This is a genomic window from Micrococcus sp. LASM2_SD2, from assembly GCF_057364565.1.
This window is the reverse complement of record NZ_JBNFOB010000013.1, coordinates 1-20,533: the sequence shown is the minus strand read 5'-3', so window position 1 is coordinate 20,533 and position 20,533 is coordinate 1. Positions and strand designations below refer to the sequence as shown.

At 71.9% G+C, this 20,533-nt stretch carries 11 protein-coding genes and 5 pseudogenes; 12 read left to right on the top strand and 4 right to left on the bottom strand.

The window, feature by feature from the left end:
• Positions 1-139: 139 nt before the first annotated feature.
• Together AC2W7A_RS01810 and AC2W7A_RS01805 are read right to left on the bottom strand one after the other, a co-directional pair.
• On the bottom strand, positions 140-1,531 hold the full coding sequence (locus tag AC2W7A_RS01810) for a short-chain fatty acid transporter (RefSeq protein WP_485989837.1): 1,392 nt from the start codon (positions 1,529-1,531) through the stop codon (positions 140-142).
• Positions 1,532-1,865: 334 nt separating this feature from the next.
• Positions 1,866-2,537 (bottom strand): hypothetical protein, encoded by a 672-nt coding sequence (locus AC2W7A_RS01805; RefSeq protein ID WP_485989836.1) that lies wholly within the window; start codon positions 2,535-2,537, stop codon positions 1,866-1,868.
• Positions 2,538-2,616: 79 nt separating this feature from the next.
• Here AC2W7A_RS01805 and AC2W7A_RS01800 point away from each other — a divergent pair, with 79 nt between their 5' ends.
• Complete coding sequence (locus AC2W7A_RS01800; protein ID WP_485989835.1) at positions 2,617-2,817, top strand: hypothetical protein; 201 nt, start codon at positions 2,617-2,619, stop codon at positions 2,815-2,817.
• A gap of 129 nt (positions 2,818-2,946) precedes the next feature.
• Positions 2,947-4,236: an adenylosuccinate synthase gene (locus tag AC2W7A_RS01795; protein ID WP_485989834.1), complete on the top strand. Its 1,290-nt coding sequence runs from the start codon at positions 2,947-2,949 to the stop codon at positions 4,234-4,236.
• Positions 4,237-4,361: 125 nt separating this feature from the next.
• On the opposite strand, the gene AC2W7A_RS01790 is transcribed toward AC2W7A_RS01795, so the two are convergent.
• Complete coding sequence (locus tag AC2W7A_RS01790) at positions 4,362-6,584, bottom strand: catalase (RefSeq protein WP_485989833.1); 2,223 nt, start codon at positions 6,582-6,584, stop codon at positions 4,362-4,364.
• Positions 6,585-6,706: 122 nt separating this feature from the next.
• Here AC2W7A_RS01790 and AC2W7A_RS01785 point away from each other — a divergent pair.
• The 6 genes and pseudogenes from AC2W7A_RS01785 to AC2W7A_RS01760 all read left to right on the top strand — a co-directional run bounded on the left by AC2W7A_RS01785 (position 6,707) and on the right by AC2W7A_RS01760 (position 13,273).
• A pseudogene (locus tag AC2W7A_RS01785) lies at positions 6,707-7,539 on the top strand (nitrilase-related carbon-nitrogen hydrolase).
• A 278-nt stretch (positions 7,540-7,817) separates the two neighbouring features.
• Positions 7,818-8,979: pseudogene (locus tag AC2W7A_RS01780) on the top strand (acetyl-CoA C-acetyltransferase).
• A 5-nt stretch (positions 8,980-8,984) separates the two neighbouring features.
• Positions 8,985-10,597 (top strand): annotated as a pseudogene (locus AC2W7A_RS01775) (fatty acyl-CoA synthetase).
• Positions 10,594-11,808: an acyl-CoA dehydrogenase family protein gene (locus AC2W7A_RS01770; protein ID WP_485989832.1), complete on the top strand. Its 1,215-nt coding sequence runs from the start codon at positions 10,594-10,596 to the stop codon at positions 11,806-11,808. Before AC2W7A_RS01775 ends, AC2W7A_RS01770 begins: the two are co-directional and overlap by 4 nt.
• Positions 11,809-11,840: 32 nt before the next feature.
• A complete protein-coding gene (locus AC2W7A_RS01765; protein WP_485989831.1) occupies positions 11,841-12,629 on the top strand; it encodes a carbon-nitrogen hydrolase family protein in 789 nt (262 codons plus the stop codon).
• A 152-nt stretch (positions 12,630-12,781) separates the two neighbouring features.
• Positions 12,782-13,273: a hypothetical protein gene (locus AC2W7A_RS01760; protein ID WP_485989830.1), complete on the top strand. Its 492-nt coding sequence runs from the start codon at positions 12,782-12,784 to the stop codon at positions 13,271-13,273.
• Positions 13,274-13,716: 443 nt separating this feature from the next.
• Here AC2W7A_RS01760 and AC2W7A_RS01755 read toward each other — a convergent pair whose 3' ends face one another.
• Positions 13,717-14,367: an IclR family transcriptional regulator gene (locus AC2W7A_RS01755; protein ID WP_485989829.1), complete on the bottom strand. Its 651-nt coding sequence runs from the start codon at positions 14,365-14,367 to the stop codon at positions 13,717-13,719.
• A gap of 152 nt (positions 14,368-14,519) precedes the next feature.
• Here AC2W7A_RS01755 and AC2W7A_RS01750 point away from each other — a divergent pair, with 152 nt between their 5' ends.
• From AC2W7A_RS01750 to hutH, 4 genes and pseudogenes are all read left to right on the top strand, one after another.
• The gene (locus AC2W7A_RS01750; RefSeq protein ID WP_485989828.1) at positions 14,520-16,217 is read left to right on the top strand and encodes a urocanate hydratase; all 1,698 of its coding nucleotides are present in this window, start codon (positions 14,520-14,522) and stop codon (positions 16,215-16,217) included.
• Positions 16,218-16,379: 162 nt separating this feature from the next.
• A pseudogene (locus tag AC2W7A_RS01745) lies at positions 16,380-17,707 on the top strand (YjiH family protein).
• Positions 17,708-17,804: 97 nt separating this feature from the next.
• Positions 17,805-19,011: pseudogene (gene hutI / locus AC2W7A_RS01740) on the top strand (imidazolonepropionase).
• Positions 19,012-19,128: 117 nt separating this feature from the next.
• Positions 19,129-20,533, top strand: a 1,405-nt coding sequence (gene hutH, locus AC2W7A_RS01735; protein WP_485989827.1) for a histidine ammonia-lyase, incomplete at its 3' end; no start/stop codon positions are given.

Here is a 20,533-nt window from a genome sequence, read left to right as displayed (position 1 = left end):
AGGTCGCCGGGGACGAGTCCTGAGCCCAGTCGTCTCTCGCCCGGCCCCCGGCCCCACCGGGGCCCCCACGGCCGGGGTGGGGACGGGGAGGGAACGGCAGGGGCGGGGGCCGTCGTCGTGCACCGGGCCGGAGGGCCGCTCAGAGGGAGACCAGCACCAGCGTGGCCCCGAACACCAGGCCGGAGGCGATCAGCACCACGGTGGTGTAGCCGAGGATGTCGCGCATCTTCAGCCCGGCGATCGCCAGCAGCGGGATGGCCCAGAACGGCTGGATCATGTTGGTCCACTGGTCGCCGTAGGAGACGGCCATGATGGTCATGGCCGGGTCCACGCCCAGCTCCGCGCCGGCCGAGAGCATGATCGGGCCCTGCACGGCGAACTGCCCGCCGCCGGAGGGGACGAAGAAGTTCACCAGGCCGCCGGCGAGGAACGCGAACAGGCCGAAGGTCACCGGGTTGGAGACGGAGACCAGGGCGTCCGAGAGCACGGCGATCAGGCCGGTGGCGGTCATCATGCCGAGGATGCCGGCGTACAGCGGGAACTGCAGCAGGATCTCGCCCACGTTGGAGGCAGCCTGGGCGGTCAGCTCGATCAGCTCGTGGGCGGAGCGCACGAGCAGCAGGATCGCGGCCAGGAAGGACCAGTTCACGATGTCCAGGGTCAGCGTCCCGCCGAGCACGAAGTAGCGGACCAGGTACACGGCCAGGGCCAGGCCCACCAGCAGGGTGGGGATGCGGGAGGCGTCCAGCCGGTCCGCCGGGGTCTCCAGCGGTGCGGCGCCGACCTCCTCCTTCTCCGCCTTCTGCGCGGGCAGCTCGATGATCCGATCCGCGCCGCGTGGGGCGATCAGGAACAGGGTCAGCCCGACCACTACCACCGTGGCCAGGGCCGCCAGCATGTTCCAGGACGAGAACACGGTCTCGGTGATCGGGATCGTCTGACCGCCCAGGGACTCGGTGAGGAAAGAGCCTTCGGTGGCGGCGGTGAGCGGGCCGGAGGCCGAGTAGCCCATGTGCCACACCACGAAGCCGGCGAAGCCGGAGGCCACCAGCATCGGGAAGTGAAGCGGCACGCCGCGCTCCCGTCCGCGCGCCGCCACCTCCTTGGCCATCAGGGCGCCGACCACCAGTCCCAGGCCCCAGGTGATCAGCGAGGCGCCGGCGGCCACGGTGAACACGAACAGGTAGGACTGCAGGGCGGTCCGTGGGATGCCGGCGAGCCAGGACAGCAGCCGCCGGACCGGGCCGGTGTTCGCCAGGACGTGGCCGAGCAGCAGCACGAGGGCCATCTGGGTCATGAACGCCAGCAGGCCCGCCAGGCCCTCGCCCCAGCCGTCGAGGACCTCCAGCGGCCCGGCGGGGGTGAGCACCAGGCAGAGGACGGCCACGATGAAGGTGAGCACGATCGTGAACATCAGGGAGGAGGGGATGAACCGTTCCACCACGGTGTTGACCGGGCGCATGGCCCGGGAGAAGACGTTCCCCTCGGCGGGGGTGTGCGCGTCGGGGCGTGCGGGTGACGACGTGGGCATGGGGCGGCGACCTCCTGTGTGTGCGATGTGGACCCCTGGGGATCTGTGGTGACGCACGTCACCCTAACCGAGGGGGGCGGCCGGCAGCCGCGGTCGGGCGTGGAACGGCGGGGGAGGGGCGGTCGCCCTGGAATCCCGACGACGGCCGCCCGCCGCCTGGATCGGTCCGAGGGTGAGGCTGTAGAGGAGCGAGATCACGTCTGCGCCGACGAGTACCGCGCGCAGTGCCACCGCGACCAGGGACAGCGCCCCGAATGCGAGGAGGGCCAGGATGAGGCCGCTCCGGCGGTCGTGGCCCACCGGCGGTTCCCCGGCGGCGCCGGAACGGGGGTGCTTACCGGAGGCCGTCGGATCCGGGACGGGACGCACCTGCACCGGGGTGCGGGGCGAGGTCGTGCGAGACGGGATCCCGCGGTGCGGGACCGGCGCCGGCGCGCAGCCCCCGGACCAGGCAGACGAGGACCGCCGCGATCCCGCACAGCGCGGAGACGCCCAGCAGCAGCATGCCGCCGTACGAGGTGATCTCCGCGGCGAGGTTGTCCCCCCACAGCTGCACCGCCAGGGGCAGGACGGCCTCGGAGCCGGGGGCGTCGCCGTAGTCCGGGATGATCGCCATGCCGACGAGCCCGGTGAGCCAGCACCCCGCCAGGAGGGCGCTCAGGGCGCGCCCCGGGCGGACGCCTGAGCGGCGTTCGTGCGGCGAGTTCACGCGGGGGAGCATGAGCAGGGACAGGCTCACCGCCAGACCGCCCAGGAACTGCAGCAGGCCGCCGTAGATCAAGTAGATGACCATGATCCAGCCGCCCAGGTTGCCGACCAAGCGCAGGGTGATCACCAGCAGGGGCAGTGCGGCGAAGGCGAGCACCAGCAGCCAGATGAGCTTCGTCCGCCAGATCCCGGCCGAGGGGCCCTTCAGTGGCGGCGCCGGGTAGGCGTGCTCCCGGGACAGGCCGGGGTCAGGGGGTCCGTGTGGATCGGGCTGCGCTCCCGTCGGCGTCGCATTCATGGAGCCCAGCATAGGGAGCGGCTGTGGGCGGTCACAGGGCGGGCCTGCCGTTGGGAGGCGCGAGCGCACGCTGACGGCCGTGGACGTCCCGCTGGCCCAGGCGATCCTCACGCTCGCCGTGCTGCTCGGCCTGCAGTGGGCCTTCGGCTGGCTGCGCCGGCGCTCGCCGCGCGTGATCGCGGACGACTCCTTCGGGGACGGCTCCACCGTGATGCCGTTCGTCCAGGAGTCCCGTGAGCGTGCGGAGCACCTGGGAGACCACACCCCCAAGGAGGGCTGACACACAGAGCCTGTGGCCTTCATCACGCTGGTAGACTCTCTGTGCAAGAGCTCCCTGCGCATTGCACGGAGCGTTTTCCATGTTCGGGCCCCGTGCGCGGCAGCGGTGGGGCCCTGAGGAGAGATAGACATGCCAGCGATCGCGATCGTCGGCGCCCAGTGGGGCGACGAGGGCAAGGGCAAGGCCACCGACCTGCTCGGAGGCCGCGTGGACTACGTGGTCAAGCCCAACGGCGGCAACAACGCCGGTCACACCGTGGTGGTGAACGGCGAGAAGTTCGAGCTGAAGCTCCTTCCGGCCGGCATCCTCTCCCCGAACGCCACCCCGGTGATCGGCAACGGCGTGGTGATCAACCTCGAGGCGCTCTTCGAGGAGATCGACGGGCTCGAGGCCCGCGGGCACTCCTGCGCGAACCTCAAGATCTCGGCCAACGCGCACCTGGTGGCCCCGTACCACCAGACCATGGACAAGGTCACCGAGCGGTTCCTCGGCAAGCGTGCCATCGGCACCACCGGCCGCGGCATCGGCCCCACGTACATGGACAAGGTGGCCCGCCTCGGCATCCGGGTGCAGGACATCTTCGACGAGTCGATCCTCCGCCAGAAGATCGAGGGCGCCCTGCGGCAGAAGAACGAGCTGCTGGTGAAGCTCTACAACCGCCGCGCCGTCACCGTGGACGAGATCGTCGAGTACTTCCTGTCCTACGCGGACCGGCTGAAGCCGATGGTCGTGGACTCCGTGAACCTGCTCAACGACGCCCTGGACGAGGGGAAGGTCGTGCTGATGGAGGGCGGCCAGGCCACCTACCTGGACGTGGATCACGGCACCTACCCGTTCGTCACCTCGTCCAACCCGACCGCCGGCGGCGCCTCGGTGGGTGCGGGCATCGGCCCGACCCGCTTCTCCCGCACCATCGGCATCGTGAAGGCCTACACCACCCGCGTGGGCTCCGGCCCGTTCCCCACGGAGCTGTTCGACGAGATGGGCGAGCAGCTGCGCACTACCGGCGGCGAGTTCGGCGTGAACACCGGCCGCCCGCGCCGCACCGGCTGGTACGACGCCGTCATGGCCCACTACGCCGCCCGGATCAACGGGTTCACGGACTACTTCCTGACCAAGCTGGACGTGCTCACCGGCATCGAGCGGATCCCGGTCTGCGTGGCCTATGACGTGGACGGCGTCCGCCACGACCGCATGCCCATGACCCAGACCGAGTTCCACCACGCGAAGCCGGTCTACGAGCACTTCGACGGGTGGACCGAGGACATCTCCGGCGCCCGCGCATTCACGGATCTGCCGCTGAACGCCCAGCGCTACGTGGAGGCCCTCGAGAAGCTCTCCGGGTGCCGGATCTCCGCGATCGGCGTGGGCCCGGGCCGCGACCAGGTGGTCCAGGTCCGCGACCTCATCGAGGACTGACCCGGCCAGCCGCCCCACCCCGAGCCCACCCTCGCGCGCACTTTCGAACGTGAAAGAGGGCGAATGGGCGCTTTCGAACGTGAGATAGCCCCTATCTCAACGTTCGAAGCGCCCGGGGCGCTCGGTCAGTCGGCCAGGCGGCCGGTGGCTGGGAAACGCTCCCACACGCGGTGCGCGGGCAGCAGCTCCGTCAGTCGGCTGACGACGGCGGCCCCGTCGGTCGCCTCCTCCACGCCCGGGGTGCCGGCGACCTTCACCGCGTCGAGTACCGCGGCGCCCTCGCCCACGGCCAGGATGGCCTTCGCTTGACGCCAGACCTCCTGCACCACCTTGGCGACGCGCGGGTCCACGCCCTCGGGCGCGTCCGCGGCGGCCTTGGCGTCCAGGCCGTGCTTCGCGTCGGCGGCCGGCGGGACCGCGCCGAGCACGACCACGGCGTCCAGCTCGATCGACGCCGCGGTCAGGTAGGTCCGCTGGGCCACGATCTCCCCGGCCACCGGGCCGCCCTTCGGCGCGATGACCAGCGGGACCATGCCGGCGTCGTCGATGCCCTGCACCGCCGCGGCCAGCACGGCCTCGTCCACCTCCGGGCCCACCACAAGGCCCACCTGACGGCCGTCGAGCGGCCACGTGCCGCCCACCTGGGACAGCGCGGGCGAGGGCTGCACGTCGGCGGGGGTCTCCGCCGGCTCCGGCACCGGCAGGCCCAGGCCCTCGGCCACCACCTGCGCCAGGCGCGGGTCGATCGCGGCCAGGTTGCGCAACTGGCGCACGCGGATCGTCTCCTCGTAGCACTTGCCGAGCTCGAACGTGTACGCCTGCGCCAGGTGCTCACGCTCCACCTCGGAGAGGGAGAGGAAGAACAGGCGCGCCTGCGAGAAGTGGTCGTCGAAGGACGCGGCGTGCGCGCGCTCCTTCACCGACGCCGGCAGCGGCTCCGGGTGGTCGATGAACGCGTGGCCGTCCGCGGGGGTCTCGTACGGCAGGCCGCCGTCGAGCGAGTTGGGCCGGTACGGGGCCACGCCGCGATGCACGGCGCTCTGGTGGAAGCCGTCACGCAGCATGTCGTTGACCGGGGCGTGCGGGCGGTTGATGGGCAGCTGGGTCCAGTTCGGCCCGCCGAGGCGGGTGAGCTGCGTGTCCAGGTAGGAGAACAGGCGGCCCTGCAGGAGCGGGTCGTTGGTGACGTCGATGCCGGGCACGAGGTTGGCCGGATTGAAGGCCACCTGCTCCGTCTCCGCGAAGTAGTTGGACGGGTTGGCGTTCAGCGTCATGAGGCCGAGGGGCTGCACGGGGACGAGCTCCTCCGGGACCAGCTTCGTGGGGTCGAGCAGGTCGATCCCCTCGAACATCTGCTCCTCGTTGTCCTCGAACACCTGCACGCCGAGCTCCCACTCCGGGAAGGCGCCGGCCTCGATCGCGTCGGCGAGGTCACGGCGGTGGTAGTCCGGGTCCGCGCCGTTGGTGATCAGCGCCTCCTCCCATGTCACCGAGTGGACACCGAGCTTGGGCTTCCAGTGGAACTTGACCAGCACGGTGGAGCCGTCCGCCGCGATCAGGCGGTAGGTGTGGACGCCGAAGCCCTCCATCATCCGGAAGGAGCGCGGGATGCCCCGATCGGACATGTTCCAGATGGTGTGGTGCTGCGCCTCGGTGTGCAGGGAGACGAAGTCCCAGAACGTGTCGTGCGCGGACTGCGCCTGCGGGATCTCGCGATCCGGGTGCGGCTTCACCGAGTGCACCACGTCCGGGAACTTGATGGCGTCCTGCACGAAGAACACGGGCATGTTGTTGCCCACCAGGTCCCACGTGCCCTCGTCCGTGTAGAACTTGGTGGCGAAGCCGCGGGTGTCGCGGGCCAGATCCATGGAGCCGCGGGAGCCGGCCACGGTGGAGAAGCGGACGAACACCTCCGTCTCCTTGTCCTTCGCGAACAGCCCGGCCCGGCTGATCTTCGCGGCGGTGCCGTAGCCGCGGAACACGCCGTGGGCACCGGCGCCCCGGGCGTGGACCACGCGCTCGGGGATGCGCTCGTGGTCGAAGTGGCTGAGCTTCTCCCGCAGGTGGTGGTCCTGCAGCAGGGTGGGGCCGCGACGGCCGGCCTTGAGCGAGTGGTCCGAGTCCTGCAGGCGCACGCCGTGCGCGGTGGTCAGGTACGGGCAGCCCTGCGCGGCGGTCGCCGGGTCGGCACCGGTGTCCTGGCCGGTGGGGGAGACCTGCGCCGGACCGCGCTGGTCCGGGGCCGGGACGGCCACGGGCTGGTCCGGGTCGGTGAGGGCGGTGTGCTCCTCGAGGTCGGGGGTGATGGGTCCCGGCGTGCCGGGGATGTCGGGCTGGTGGGCGGTCATCGCGTCTGCTCCTGTGGTGTCGACCTGCCGCGCGGTGCCGCGCGGATCGGGGGCGGACGACGACGGCGGCCGATGCGGGCCGACGTCGTGCCCGGCTTCCAGCGTGGCGGCTGGCCGCGGCGATGACCAGGGCTGACGGCCACCGGCAGGGGCCTGGCTACCCTGGGGGCATGAGGATCAGCGTCGGACAGTTCGGGCCCGTGGGCGATGTCGAGGCGAACCTGGCCGTGATGGCCCGCCTCGCCGCCCGCGCCGCGGGCGAGGGGGCGGACCTCCTGGTGCTGCCCGAGGAGGCCATGCTCGGGGCCCGCGAGGTGGGGGAGGAGTTCCCCGACGCCGTCGCCGCCGGCCTGGGAGCCGGTTCGCCGCGGCCTGGCCGCGCTGGCGGGCGAGCACGGGATCGCCGTCGTCGCGGGCGGCTACGAGCCGGGCCCGGACCGGCGTCCCTACAACACGCTGCTGGCGGTGGACACGGACGGCGCCAGCTGGGCGCGTACCGCAAGCTCCACCTCTACGACGCGTTCGCGCACCGCGAGTCGGACCGCATCACCCCCGGCGACGGCGGCGTCGTGGCGATCGAGCTCGGCGGGCTCCGCCTGGGCCTGCTCACCTGCTACGACCTGCGCTTCCCCGAGCTGTCCCGGCGTCTCGCGGTGGAGGGCGCGGACGTGCTCGTGATCCCCGCGGCGTGGTTCTCCGGCGAGCACAAGGTGGAGCACTGGCGCACCCTGCTCCAGGCCGCGCGGTGGAGAACACGGTGTGGGTGGCCGCGGCGGACACGTGCTCGGACGGCACCGTGGGCCACTCGATGATCGTGGACCCGCTGGCGCTGCCCGTCGCCGAGCTCGCCGACGAGCGGGAGGCCGTGGTGACCGCGGAGGTCACCCGCGAGCGGATCGACGAGGTCCGGGAGTTCCTCCCCTCGCTCGCCAACCGGCGCACCGACGTCCTCTGAACCGCCCCCGCCCGGCGGACGGGTCACCATTGCCTCCTCGGGCTGGGAAAAGCCTAAAATCACGTCAGACGTGCAACCAGACGGGCGCCCCGGCCGCTGCGGCCGGGGCGTTCTGCGTCCCCGCACGTCACCGGCACGTGTCCGCACTGTGACACGTGCCTTGTTGTGTTCCACGTCACGTGAGTTAGGCTCGATTAACAGAGGAGCCGATACCGTGCGTCCCGGGAAAAATCCCCGGAACCGTGCGGGTCGGTAGAGCCCATGACCGAAGGAGCACCATGGCCGAGGCCTACATCATCGACGCCGTCCGCACCCCCGTGGGGCGCCGGGGCAAGGGATTCGCCCAGGTCCACCCGCTGGACCTGGCCGCCGTCCCCCTGCGCACCCTCCTGGAGCGCCACGGGGACGCGATCGGCGACTCCGCGGACGTGGACGAGGTGATCCTCGGCTGCATCGACCAGATCGGCCCGCAGGCCATGGACATCGCCCGCAACGCCTGGCTCGCCGCCGCGCTCCGAGGACGTCCCCGGCACCACCGTGGAGCGGCAGTGCGGCTCCGGTCAGCAGGCCGTCCACTACGCCGCTCAGGCCGTCATGTCCGGCACCGCGGACCTGGTGGTCGCCGGCGGCGTGCAGTCCATGTCCGCGATCCCGCTCTCGATCTCCAACACCATCGCGAAGGACCTCGGCTTCCCGGACCCGTTCACCGGCTCCGAGGGCTGGGCCGCCCGCTACGGGGACGAGCAGATCTCCCAGTTCCGCGGGGCCGAGATGATGGTGGAGAAGTGGGGCATCACCCGTGAGCAGGCCGAGGACCTGGCCGTGCAGTCCCACGAGCGGGCGCTCGCCGCCCAGGCCGAGGGCCGCTTCGACCGCGAGATCGTCCCGTGCTTCGGCGTCAGTGCGGACGAGGGCCCCCGCACCCCGGACCGGGAGAAGATGGCGACCCTCCAGCCCATCTCCGCGGGCGGGATCCTCACGGCCGCGACCGCCTCCCAGATGTCCGACGGCGCCGCCGCCCTGCTCATCGCCTCCGCGGACGCCGTGGAGCGGCACGGTCTCACCCCGCGCGCCCGCATCCACCACCTCTCCGCCCGCGGCGCGGACCCGGTGATGATGCTCTCCGCCCCCATCCCGGCCACCGCCCACGCCCTGCAGAAGGCGGGCATGACCATCGACGACATGGACGTCATCGAGATCAACGAGGCCTTCGCCTCCGTGGTCCTCGCCTGGCTGCAGGAGACCGGAGCCGACCCGGCCAAGGTCAACCCCAACGGCGGCGCCATGGCCCTCGGCCACCCGATCGGCGCCACCGGCGCCCGCCTGATGACCTCCCTGCTGCACGAGCTCGAGCGCACCGGCGGCCGCTACGGCCTCCAGACCATGTGCGAGGGCGGCGGCCAGGCCAACGTCACCATCATCGAGAACCTCAAGGCGTGATCCCCATGACCACCGCACAGAACGTCACCTCCCTGGTCCCGGCCGCCTCCCACCAGTCCGGGCTGACCCACCTGCTGGACCGCAGCGCCGCGGCCTACCGCCGCAACACCGCCACCCGGTTCGGCGACCGCACGCTGACCTACGCCGAGCTCGCCGCCGCCGTGGACCGCACCGCCCGCGGCCTGCAGCGGCTCGGCCTGAAGCCCGGTGACCGCGTGGGCGCCTTCAGCATGAACTCGGACCTCTACATCGTCCTGTTCCTGGCCGCCGCCCGCGCCGGCCTCATCCACGTCCCAGTGAACTCGGGCCTCAAGGGCGGCGAGCTCGCCCACATCCTCAACGACTCCGGCGCAGCCGTCCTGTTCGTGGACAAGACGCTGGCGCCCCTGGTGGACGAGGTGAAGGCGAGCGGCAAGGCGGAGGTGCTGGCCGTCGTCGTGCCCTTCCAGAAGGGGGAGCAGGCGGAGGAGAACGCTGCCGGGATCACCAGCCTGGAGGAGCTCGCGCTCGAGGAGACCCCCGCAGGATCCGCCGAGGGTGCCGAGCCGTTCCCCGAGGTGCACTCCGAGGACCCGGTGCAGCTGCTCTACACCTCCGGCACCACCTCCGCCCCGAAGGGCGCCGTGATGACCCACCGGGCGCTGGTGGCCGAGTACGACTCCACCGTGATCGCGCTGGACCTCACCGAGGAGGACCGGCCGCTGATCGCGATGCCGCTGTACCACTCGGCGGCCATGCACGTGTTCGCCCTGCCCTACCTCTCGCTCGGCGCGACCCTGCGGATCGTCGAGAAGCCGGACATCGGACAGATGCTGCAGCTGGTCCAGGACGAGCACATCGGCTCCCTGTTCCTGGCCCCACCGTCTGGGTGCCGCTGGCCAACCGGGAGGACCTGGCCGACTTCGACCTCTCCTCCCTGACCAAGGCCCAGTACGGCGCCTCCATCATGCCGGTCACCGTGCTGCAACGGCTGCGCGAGGCCTTCCCGAAGCTCGGGTTCTACAATTGCTTCGGCCAGTCCGAGATGTCCCCGCTGTGCACCGTCCTGCGCCCGGAGGAGCACCACGCCCGCCCGGCCTCGTGCGGCCGCCCCGTGCAGCACGTGCAGGTCCGCGTGGTGGACCCCGCCGGCGAGCCCGTGGCCGCCGGGGAGCCCGGCGAGATCCAGTACCGCTCCCCGCAGCTGTTCTCCGGCTACTGGAACAACCCGCAGGCCACCGAGGCCGCGTTCATGGACGGCTGGTTCCGTTCCGGAGACCAGGTCACCCAGGACGAGGGCGGCTACATCCAGGTGGTGGACCGCATCAAGGACGTCATCAACACCGGCGGCGTCCTCGTGGCCCCGCGCGAGGTGGAGGACTGCGTCTACGAGGTGGACGGCGTGGCCGAGGTCGCCGTGATCGGCGTCCCGGACGAGCGCTGGATCGAGGCGATCACCGCCGTGGTGGTGCTCAAGGACGGCGCCCAGGTCACCGAGGAGCAGGTGATCGCGCACGTGAAGGAGAACCTCGCCGGCTTCAAGGTGCCCAAGACCGTGGAGTTCGTGGACGAGCTGCCGCGCAACCAGTCCGGCAAGCTGCTCAAGCGCGTGCTGCGTCAGGAGAGGAGCGAGGCGTGAGTCTGACCCCCGAGCTGGACATCGACGTCCGGGAGCCCCTGGACACCGACTTCCTCGGCGCCTTCACCGAGGCCACGGACGCGGACCGCGCCGCCGCCGTGAGGGTCCGGCAGACCGTCACCCCCATGCTGGACGAGCTCGCCGAGGCCTGGCACGAGGCCACCTACCCGGTGCACCTGGTGCGGCAGGTGGCGGCCGCCGGTCTCCTCACCGACGGAGTGGACGTGGACGGCTTCGAGACCCTCACTCCGTTGGGCGCCGGCCTGGTGACCATGGAGCTCTCCCGTCTGGACGGCTCGCTCGCGGCGGCCTGCGCCGTGCAGGGCGGGCTCGCCCTGCGCTCCGTGGTGGAGCTCGGTTCCGCGGAGCAGAGGGCCGCGTATGCGCAGAAGCTGGCCCGCGGCGAGCTGCTCGGCGCCTTCGCGTTGACCGAGCCGGAGCACGGCTCGGACTCCGTGGCGCTGGAGACCACCGCCAGGAAGGTGGACGGCGGCTGGGTCCTGAACGGCCGGAAGAAGTGGATCGGCAACGGCGCGGCCGGCGGTGTCACCATCGTGTGGGCCCGGGACGAGGACGGCCAGGTCCGTGGCTTCATCGTGCCCCAGGAGGCCGCGGGCTACTCGGCCGAGCCGATCGTCCGCAAGGGCATGCTGCGTGCCCTGCACCAGTCCCTCATCACGCTGGACTCCGTCCAGGTGGGGGACGACGCCCTGCTGCCGGGCGCGCACTCCTTCGCGGACACCGCCCGGGTCCTGGAGGCCACCCGCGTGAACATCGGCTGGTCCGCCCTCGGCCACGCGACCGCCCTGTTCGAGGGCGCCCTGCAGTACACGAAGGCCCGCGTGCAGTTCGGCAGGCCGCTGGCCGCACAGCAGTCCGTGCAGGAGCGCCTGTCCCAGATGCTCGAGGCCGTGACCTCCATGCAGCTGCAGGCCGCCGCCGTCGCCCGCCTCCAGGCCTCCGGACGGATGCGGGGCGAGCACGCCTCCATGCTGAAGTACCACAACACCCGCGCCGCCCGGCGGGTGGCCGGCATCGCCCGTGACCTCATGGGCGGCAACGGCCTCCTGCTGGAGCACGGCATGGTCCAGCATTTCGCGGACCTCGAGGCCCTGCACACCTACGAGGGCACGGAGACGGTCCAGTCCCTCATCATGGGGCGCCGCCTCACCGGCCACTCCGCCTACGGCTGGGCGAACGCCAAGGCCTGAACCGCCGGTGGGGCGGGCGTTAGGCTGGTCACATGAGGATCAGCGTCGGACAGTTCCGCCCCACCGGAGTCATCGCGGAGAACCTCGAGGTGCTCCGCCGGCTCACCGCACAGGCCGCCGAGGAGGGGGCCGAGCTCGTGGTGTTCCCCGAGGAGTCGATGCTCACGCAGCGACACCTCGTCACGGACACCTTCGCCGAGGCCGTGGACACCGAGTGGGACGAGTTCGTCACCGCCCTCAAGGGCATGGCGCGTGAGCACGGGGTCGCGATCGTGGCCGGCGGCTACGAGCCCTCCGGGAACCCGCGCCCCTACAACACCCTCGTGGCCGTGGACGGCTCCGGCTCCCAGCTCGGGACGTACCGGAAGCTGCACCTCTACGACGCCTTCAGGCACAAGGAGTCGGACACCATCACCCCCGGTGACGGCGCCCTGCTGTCCGTCCGCATCGGGGATCTGACCTTCGGCCTGCTGACCTGCTACGACCTGCGCTTCCCGGAGCTGTCCCGGAAGCTCGCCGTGGACGGCGCGGACGTGCTTGTCGTCCCGGCGGCCTGGTTCAAGGGCGACCACAAGGTGGACCACTGGCAGACCCTGCTCAAGGCCCGCGCGGTGGAGAACACCGTCTGGGTGGTGGCCGCGGACACCTGCTCGGACTCGACGGTCGGCCACTCGACGATCGTGGACCCGCTCGCCCTGCCGGTGGCCGCCCTGGAGGACGAGCGCGAGGCGCTCGTGACCGCGGAGGTCACCCGGGAGCGCATCGACGAGGTCCGCTCCTTCCTGCCGGTCCTGCAGAACCGGCGCACCGACGTCCTCTGAGCAGACCTCGCCCGCCGCGGCACGCGGCACACGGCGCCGGCGCATGATTCCCGCCCCACGCGCCCGTGCCACTAAACTCGGACACAGAACTTTGGGCGCCGTGGCGCCCGGCGCGCACAGGCCCCTGACCGGGGCGGATGGGAGACCAGCACATGAACACGAACACCACCGTCGCCACCCGTGGCGGCGCGCGCCCGGTGGCGGCCGAGCCGATCGTCCCGCCGAGCCTGCCCGTCAACGCGTGGGGCATCACGAACCGCATCATCGCCGTCGCGGCCGTCGTCCTGTTCGCGAGCGAGATCTTCAAGGCCCTCACCGTCGAGGCGGACGGCCTCGTGGTGCTCGGCCAGGGCGGCGTGGGCTTCGTCCCCGTCATGCTCGGCCTGATCTTCGCCCTCATCGGCGGCGCCCTGGCCGGCGTCCTCGCCTCCTGGTTCGTGAACATCATGGGCGGCTACGGCCGCAGCGCCGCCCGCTACGCGATCGCCGGCCTGCTCGGCGGCATCGTTTCGGTGCTGCTGATCATCCTGATCTTCTCGAACACCGCGGCCGAGAACTCCGGCTGGATCCTGCTGATCGGCCTGCCGGTGTCCGGCCTGCTCGGCGGCCTCTGGGCCGGCATCAGCTCCGCCCGCCGCCACTGAGTGGCCCGGCGGGTCCTCACTCGCACCGCGCGCCGGCGCACTCGCATCACACACAGCGGCGCCGTTCCCCAGTGACGGGGAGCGGCGCCGTCGTCATGTGTACAGTGCACGGCGCGTCAGGCGGGTGCCGGGCCACCGGCGGGGACCGTGGTCGCCCGCGCGTCGGGTGCCCGTCGTGCGCGCCCCGCCGCGGACATGACGAAGGGCCCCGGGTCGGCTCTCGCCGTTCCGGGGCCCTTCGCTGTCATCACTCGCACCTTCGATGAGGTGCCTTCAGCATAGGAAGCCTTCGTGGAGGTACCAGGGGAGCAGCCTGGGAATTGCCTGGATTCGCATCACCGTCGGGTGACGTCGCCGTGATCGGCCGGCCGCGCCCCGTGTCCCGACGACGGCCGCCCGCCTTCCGGGCAGCACCTCCCCGCGCAGGGCGGAGGCTCGGCGGATCACTTCCCGGACAGCGCCTGGGCGATCTGCGTGGTCGCCTTCACCAGGGCCTGCCGGCAGGCCTCGGCGAGCTCGTCGGTGCACCGGTAGGTCGGCACGAGCGTGGACAGGGCGCCCACGGGGGAGCCCTGGACGGTCACCGGCGCGGACAGGGCGGTGACGTCCCGCTCCACGGTGTCCTTGATCATCGCCACGGACTCGGCCTCCACCTCGCCGCGCAGCACGGCGCCCACCGCGGTGCCCTCGAGCGGGACGGTGCGGCCCACCCAGTTGGTGTGGCGCACGGAGTGGGTGCCCTCCACGATCGCGATGTAGACGGCGGTCTCCGTGGCACCCGGGATCGCCAGGTACACGGACTCGCCGGTCTTCTCCGCCAGCTGCCGCATCGGCTCCCGTGAGAGCTCCACGAGCGGCTCGCGGGTGAAGGCCCGGGCGCCGAGGCGGATCAGCTGGGCGCCGGGACGGTAGCGGCCGTCGTCGTCCCGGGTGACGAGGGCGGCGCCCTCGAGGCTGCGCAGCAGGCGCAGGGCGGTGGAGGCGGGCAGGTCGGCCTGCCGGGCGGCGTCGGACAGGGTCAGCGGGGAGCGCTCGGTCACGGCGGCCAGCAGGTCCAGGGCGCGGTCCACGGTGCGCGTCGAGGGGGAGGGCATGACGGAATCCTATACAGGGGGTTGCGCGCCGACTCCCGGCGGGTTTCAATGGATGGAAAGCAAACGCCACCTGATGAAAAGGCGACGCTGATGCGCCCACCCGACCGTCCGTCGTCGGGAAGGGCGGAGGACCCCTTCAAGGAGAGGACCCCATGACCCAGGGATTCACCCAGCACGACCCGTCCCGCGAGATCCGCGCTCCGCGCGGCACCGAGATCTCCGCCAAGTCCTGGCAGACCGAGGCGCCCCTGCGGATGCTCATGAACAACCTCGACCCCGAGGTCGCCGAGCGCCCCGAGGACCTCGTGGTCTACGGCGGCACCGGCCGCGCCGCCCGCTCCTGGGAGGCCTTCGACGCGATCGTGGAGACCCTCAAGGACCTCGAGGAGGACGAGACCCTCCTGGTGCAGTCCGGCAAGCCGGTCGGCGTGGTCCGCACCAACAAGTGGGCCCCGCGCGTGCTGATCGCCAACTCCAACCTCGTGGGCGACTGGGCCGACTGGACCACCTTCCGCAAGCTCGAGGCTGAGGGCCTCATGATGTACGGCCAGATGACCGCCGGCTCGTGGATCTACATCGCCACCCAGGGCATCCTGCAGGGCACCTACGAGACCTTCGCCGCCATCGGCCGCAAGAAGTATGACGGCACCCTCGCCGGCACCCTCACCCTCACCGGTGGCTGCGGCGGCATGGGCGGCGCCCAGCCGTTGGCCGTCACCCTCAACGGCGGCGTCTGCCTGATCGTGGACGTCTCCGAGGAGCGCCTGCGCCGCCGCCAGTCCAAGCGCTACCTGCACGAGGTGGAGACGGACCTGGACAAGGCCATCGCCCGCGTCAACGAGGCGAAGAGGAACAAGGAGGCCGTCTCCGTGGGCCTGGTGGGCAACGCCGCCGAGGTGTTCCCGGAGCTGCTCAAGCGCCAGAAGGCCGGCGAGGTCGAGATCGACATCGTCACGGACCAGACCTCCGCCCACGACCCGCTCTCCTACCTGCCGCTCGAGTACACCGTGGAGCAGTGGCAGGACGAGGCCGCCGCGGACGCGGACGGCTTCACCAAGAAGTCCCAGGAGTCCATGGCCCGCCAGGTCGAGGCCATGGTCGGCTTCCAGGACGCCGGCGCCGAGGTCTTCGACTACGGCAACTCCATCCGCGACGAGGCCCGCAAGGCCGGCTACGACCGCGCCTTCGAGTTCCCCGGCTTCGTCCCGGCCTACATCCGCCCGCTGTTCTGCGAGGGCCTCGGCCCGTTCCGCTGGGTGGCCCTCTCCGGCGACCCGGAGGACATCAAGGTCACCGACGAGGCGCTCAAGGAGCTCTTCCCGGAGAACGATCACCTGCACCGCTGGCTGGACGGCGCCGCCGAGTTCGTGGAGTTCGAGGGCCTGCCGGCGCGCATCTGCTGGCTCGGCTACAACGAGCGCCACAAGGCCGGCCTGCTCTTCAACAAGCTGGTGGCCGAGGGCAAGGTCAAGGCCCCGATCGCCATCGGCCGCGACCACCTGGACTCCGGCTCCGTGGCCTCCCCGTACCGCGAGACGGAGGCCATGCTGGACGGCTCCGACGCGATCGCCGACTGGCCGCTGCTCAACGCCCTGACCGCCACCTCCTCCGGCGCCACCTGGGTGTCCATCCACCATGGCGGCGGTGTCGGCATCGGCCGCTCCATCCACGCCGGCCAGGTCGGCCTGGCGGACGGCACCGAGCTGGCCGCCGCCAAGCTCGAGGCCCTGCTCACCAACGACCCGGCCATGGGCGTCATCCGCCACGTGGACGCCGGTTACTCGCGTGCCGCCGAGGTGGCCGCCGAGCGCGGCGTGCGCGTGCCGATGGAGGCGAAGATCCGCGACTGACGCGTGATCCGCGGCCGTCGTCCTCCCGGCATGAGGGGCGACGACGGCCGCCCGCCGTGGCGGGGGCACCCGCCCCCGCCATGGCCCACCCTGCAGGAGAGGAGTCCCACGATGTCCGTGACGAACCCGGGAGACCGCGAATTCCACAGCGACACGACCGCGATGGCGGCGATCGGCCGCGACGAGCCCCGCCCCACCGGACGCTGGCGCATGATCGTCTACTCGGCGATCGGCATCGTGATGTTCTTCGTGCCGATCACCCTGAACGGCACCACCACCATCCCGCTGGACCACCTGGTCAACGGCATCCGCGCCCTGCTGGGCGAGGCGGACCGGTTCGTGGCCCTGGCGATCATCGCCGCCGGCGCCTTCTACCCGTTCGTCACGGGCACCTGGCGTCGGTCCGCGCTGAAGGCCGTGTTCGCGTTCCTGGCCGTGCTCGGCCTGGTCACCGCCTCCATGGTGGTGTTCGGGTTCGGGCCGTCCTGGGTGCTGAACGAGGACATCGGCCCGTTCCTCATGGACTCCCTGGTGGTGCAGGTGGGGCTGATCGTGCCGATCGGCGGCATCTTCCTGGCGCTGATCATCGGCTACGGGCTCATGGAGTTCGTGGGTGTCTACCTGCGTCCGGCCATGCGTCCGGTGTTCCGGGTGCCCGGCCGCTCCGCCGTGGACGCGGTGGCCTCCTTCGTGGGCTCCTACGCCCTGGGCCTGCTGCTGACCAACCGCATGTACCGGGCGGGGCGCTACACGGCGAAGGAGGGCGCGATCATCGCGGTCGGCTTCTCCACCGTCTCGGCCACCTTCATGGTGATCGTCGCCCGCACCCTGGACCTGATGGACGTGTGGCTCTGGTACTTCGTGGGCGCCTGCTGGTGACGTTCACCGTGACCGCCCTGGTGGTCCGGATCCCGCCGCTGAGCCGCATCCCGGACGAGGTCTACCCCGGCGTCGCGCCGCGTCCGGAGCAGCCGGTGACCCGGAACCGCTTCGCCGTGGCCCGCCGCGCCGCCGAGCAGACCCTCGCCGAGGCACCCTCCCTGCCGAAGAACGTGTGGATCAACTTCCGTGACGGCCTGGTGATGGTCCTGCAGATCCTGCCGTCCATCATGTCCGTCGGTCTGATCGCGCTGGTGCTGGCCACCTACACGCCGGTGTTCACCTGGGTGGGGCTGGTGTTCTGGCCGTTCTTCTGGATCCTCGGCTTCTCCGACCCGTCCCTGATGGCCACCGCTGCGGCCACCTCCGTGGCCGAGATGTTCATCCCCGCCACCCTGCTGGCCGGCAGCGACGACTTCGTGGCCCGCTTCGTGACCGGCGTGGTCTGCGTCTCCGCGATCATCTTCTTCTCCGCCGTGGTCCCGGCCATCCTGGCCACGGACCTGCCCATCAAGCTCTGGCACCTGGTGGTGATCTGGGCCGAGCGCGTGATCCTCACGATCCTGCTCGCCACCCCGGTGGCCCACCTGGTGGCCGCCGTGGCAACCTGACCCGCGGGCGTGCCGCGGGGCCGGCACACGGCCCGCCGACCGCATCCCCGCCGTCATCCCACCCATCGCCATCCGCACCGTCTGAGGAAGGACCCGCATGACCTCCCATCTGCTCACCGACATCGGCGAACTCACCTGCGTGGACGCCGAGTCCCGCGTGCTGCACGACGCCGCCGTGGTGGTGGAGGACGGCACCATCGCCTGGATCGGCGCCGCCGCCGAGGCCCCCGCGGCGGACGAGCGGACCTCTGCCGAGGGCCGTGCCGTGCTGCCGGGCTGGGTGGACTCCCACACCCACCTGGTCTTTGACGGGGACCGCTCCGCCGAGTTCGAGGCCCGCATGGCCGGCCAGTCCTACGCGGCCGGCGGCATCGGCGTGACCACCGAGGCCACCCGCGCCGCCTCGGACGAGCGCCTCCGCGAGCTCGTGGCCGCACGCGTGCAGGATGCCGTGGCCGGAGGCACCACCTACCTGGAGACCAAGACCGGCTACGGGCTCACCGTGGAGGAGGAGGCGCGCCACGCGCGCCTGCTGGCCCGGATGCGGGAGGAGGGCCTCGTGGACGAGGTGACCTTCCTCGGCGCCCATCTCGTTCCCGCCGGCGTCGAGGCGGAGGCGTACCTGGCCGACGTCGTGGGTCCCATGCTCGAGGCGGTGAAGGAGCACGCGGACTGGATCGACGTGTTCTGCGACCGCGGCGCGTTCACCGGCGAGCAGACCCGCCGCGTGCTCGAGGCCGGCCGCGCCGCCGGGGCTGGGCGTGCGCCTGCACGGCAACCAGATCGAGCACGGGCCCGGTGTGGCCGTCGCCGTGGAGCACGGCGCCGCCTCCGTGGACCACGTCAACCACCTCACGGACGAGGACGTGGCCGCCCTGGCCTCCACCTGGACCGGCTGGGACGCGGCCGCCCGCACCGGCGAGCCCGGCACCGTGGCCGGGTGCCTGCCCGCCTGCGACCTGTCCACGCGGGCACCGCTGGCACCGGGCCGCGAGCTGCTGGACGCCGGGGTGCCGATCGCCCTGGCCTCCAACTGCAACCCGGGCACCAGCTACACCACGAGCCAGAACTTCAACGTGGGCACCGCCGTGCTGCAGATGCACCTGACCCTCGCCGAGGCGATCGAGGCCGCCACCTACGGCGGTGCGCTCGCGCTGAGGGCCCAGGACCGCGTCGGCAGCATCGAGGTCGGCAAGCGCGCCGACCTGCACATGCTGGACGCCCCCGCCGCCATCCACCTGGCCTACCGCCCCGGCATGCCGCTGACCCACGCGGTCTGGCGCGCGGGCCGTCGCGTGGTCTGAGGCCGCCCACCCCGTACGATCCACCGCCGGGCCCACCCGCCCGGTGACGCCCGACGCCGGACGCACCCGTCCGGCGTCGGCCCCGACCCACCCCACCACCCGAGGAGCGCACCGCCCATGACCACCCCTCCCGCCACCGTCACCCTCGGCACGTCCGGGGCCACCCTGGACGACGTCCTCGCCGTCGCCCGCCACGACGCCCGCGTGGTGCTCGCCGACGACGTGCTCGAGACCGTCGGCGCGGTGCGCCGCCACGTCGAGGCACTGGCCGAGGCCGAGACCCCCACCTACGGCGTCTCCACCGGCTTCGGCGCGCTCGCGGACAAGCACATCCCCCTCGAGTCCCGCGCGCAGCTGCAGAAGTCGCTGATCCGCTCCCATGCCGCCGGCATGGGCCCCGTGGTGGAGCGCGAGGTCGTCCGCGCGCTGATGTTCCTGCGCGCCACCACGCTGGCCTCCGGCCGCACGGGCGTGCGTCCCGTGGTGGTCGAGACCTTCGTGGCCATGCTCAACGCGGGCATCACCCCCGCTGTGCGCGAGTTCGGCTCGCTGGGCTGCTCCGGCGACCTCGCCCCGCTCTCCCACGTGGCCCTGGCGCTGATGGGCGAGGGCGACGTCGTCGGGGAGGACGGCGCGCTGCGTCCGGCGGGCGAGGCGCTCGCCGAGGCCGGGATCGAGCCGGTCGAGCTGCGGGAGAAGGAGGGCCTGGCCCTCGTCAACGGCACTGAGGGCATGCTCGGCATGCTGATCATGGCCCTGGCGGACCTCGACGAGCTCGCCGACACCGTGGACCTCACCGCTGCCATGTCCGTGGAGGCACTGCTCGGCACCGACCGCGTGTTCGTGCCGGAGCTGCACCTGCCGCTGCGCCCCCACCCGGGCCAGGCGACCTCCGCCGACCGGATGCTGAAGATCCTGGCGGGCTCGCCGATCGTGGCCAGCCACAAGGAGGGCGACTCCCGCGTGCAGGACGCCTACTCGCTGCGCTGCGCCCCGCAGGTGGCCGGCGGCCTGCGCGACACCCTCGCGTACGTGCGCACCGTGGCCGAGCGCGAGCTCGCCGCCACCGTGGACAACCCCGTGGTGCTCGACGACGGCCGGGTGAGCTCGAACGGCAACTTCCACGGGGCGCCCGTGGCGTACGTGCTGGACTTCCTGGCCATCCCGGTGGCCGACGTCGCCAGCATGTCCGAGCGCCGCACCGACCGCATGCTGGACCCGGCCCGCTCGCACGGGCTGCCCGCGTTCCTCGTGGACGACCCGGGCGTGGACTCCGGCATGATGATCGCTCAGTACACGCAGGCCGGGCTCGTCTCGGACATGAAGCGCCTGGCCGTGCCCGCGTCCGTGGACTCCATCCCGTCCTCCGCGATGCAGGAGGACCACGTCTCCATGGGCTGGCACGCCGCCCGCAAGCTGCGCTCGGCCGTGGAGAACTTCCGGCGCGTGCTCGCCGTCGAGCTCGTGGCCGCCGCCCGCGCGATCGAGCTGCGCGCCCCGCTGCAGCCGCCGCCGCGACCGG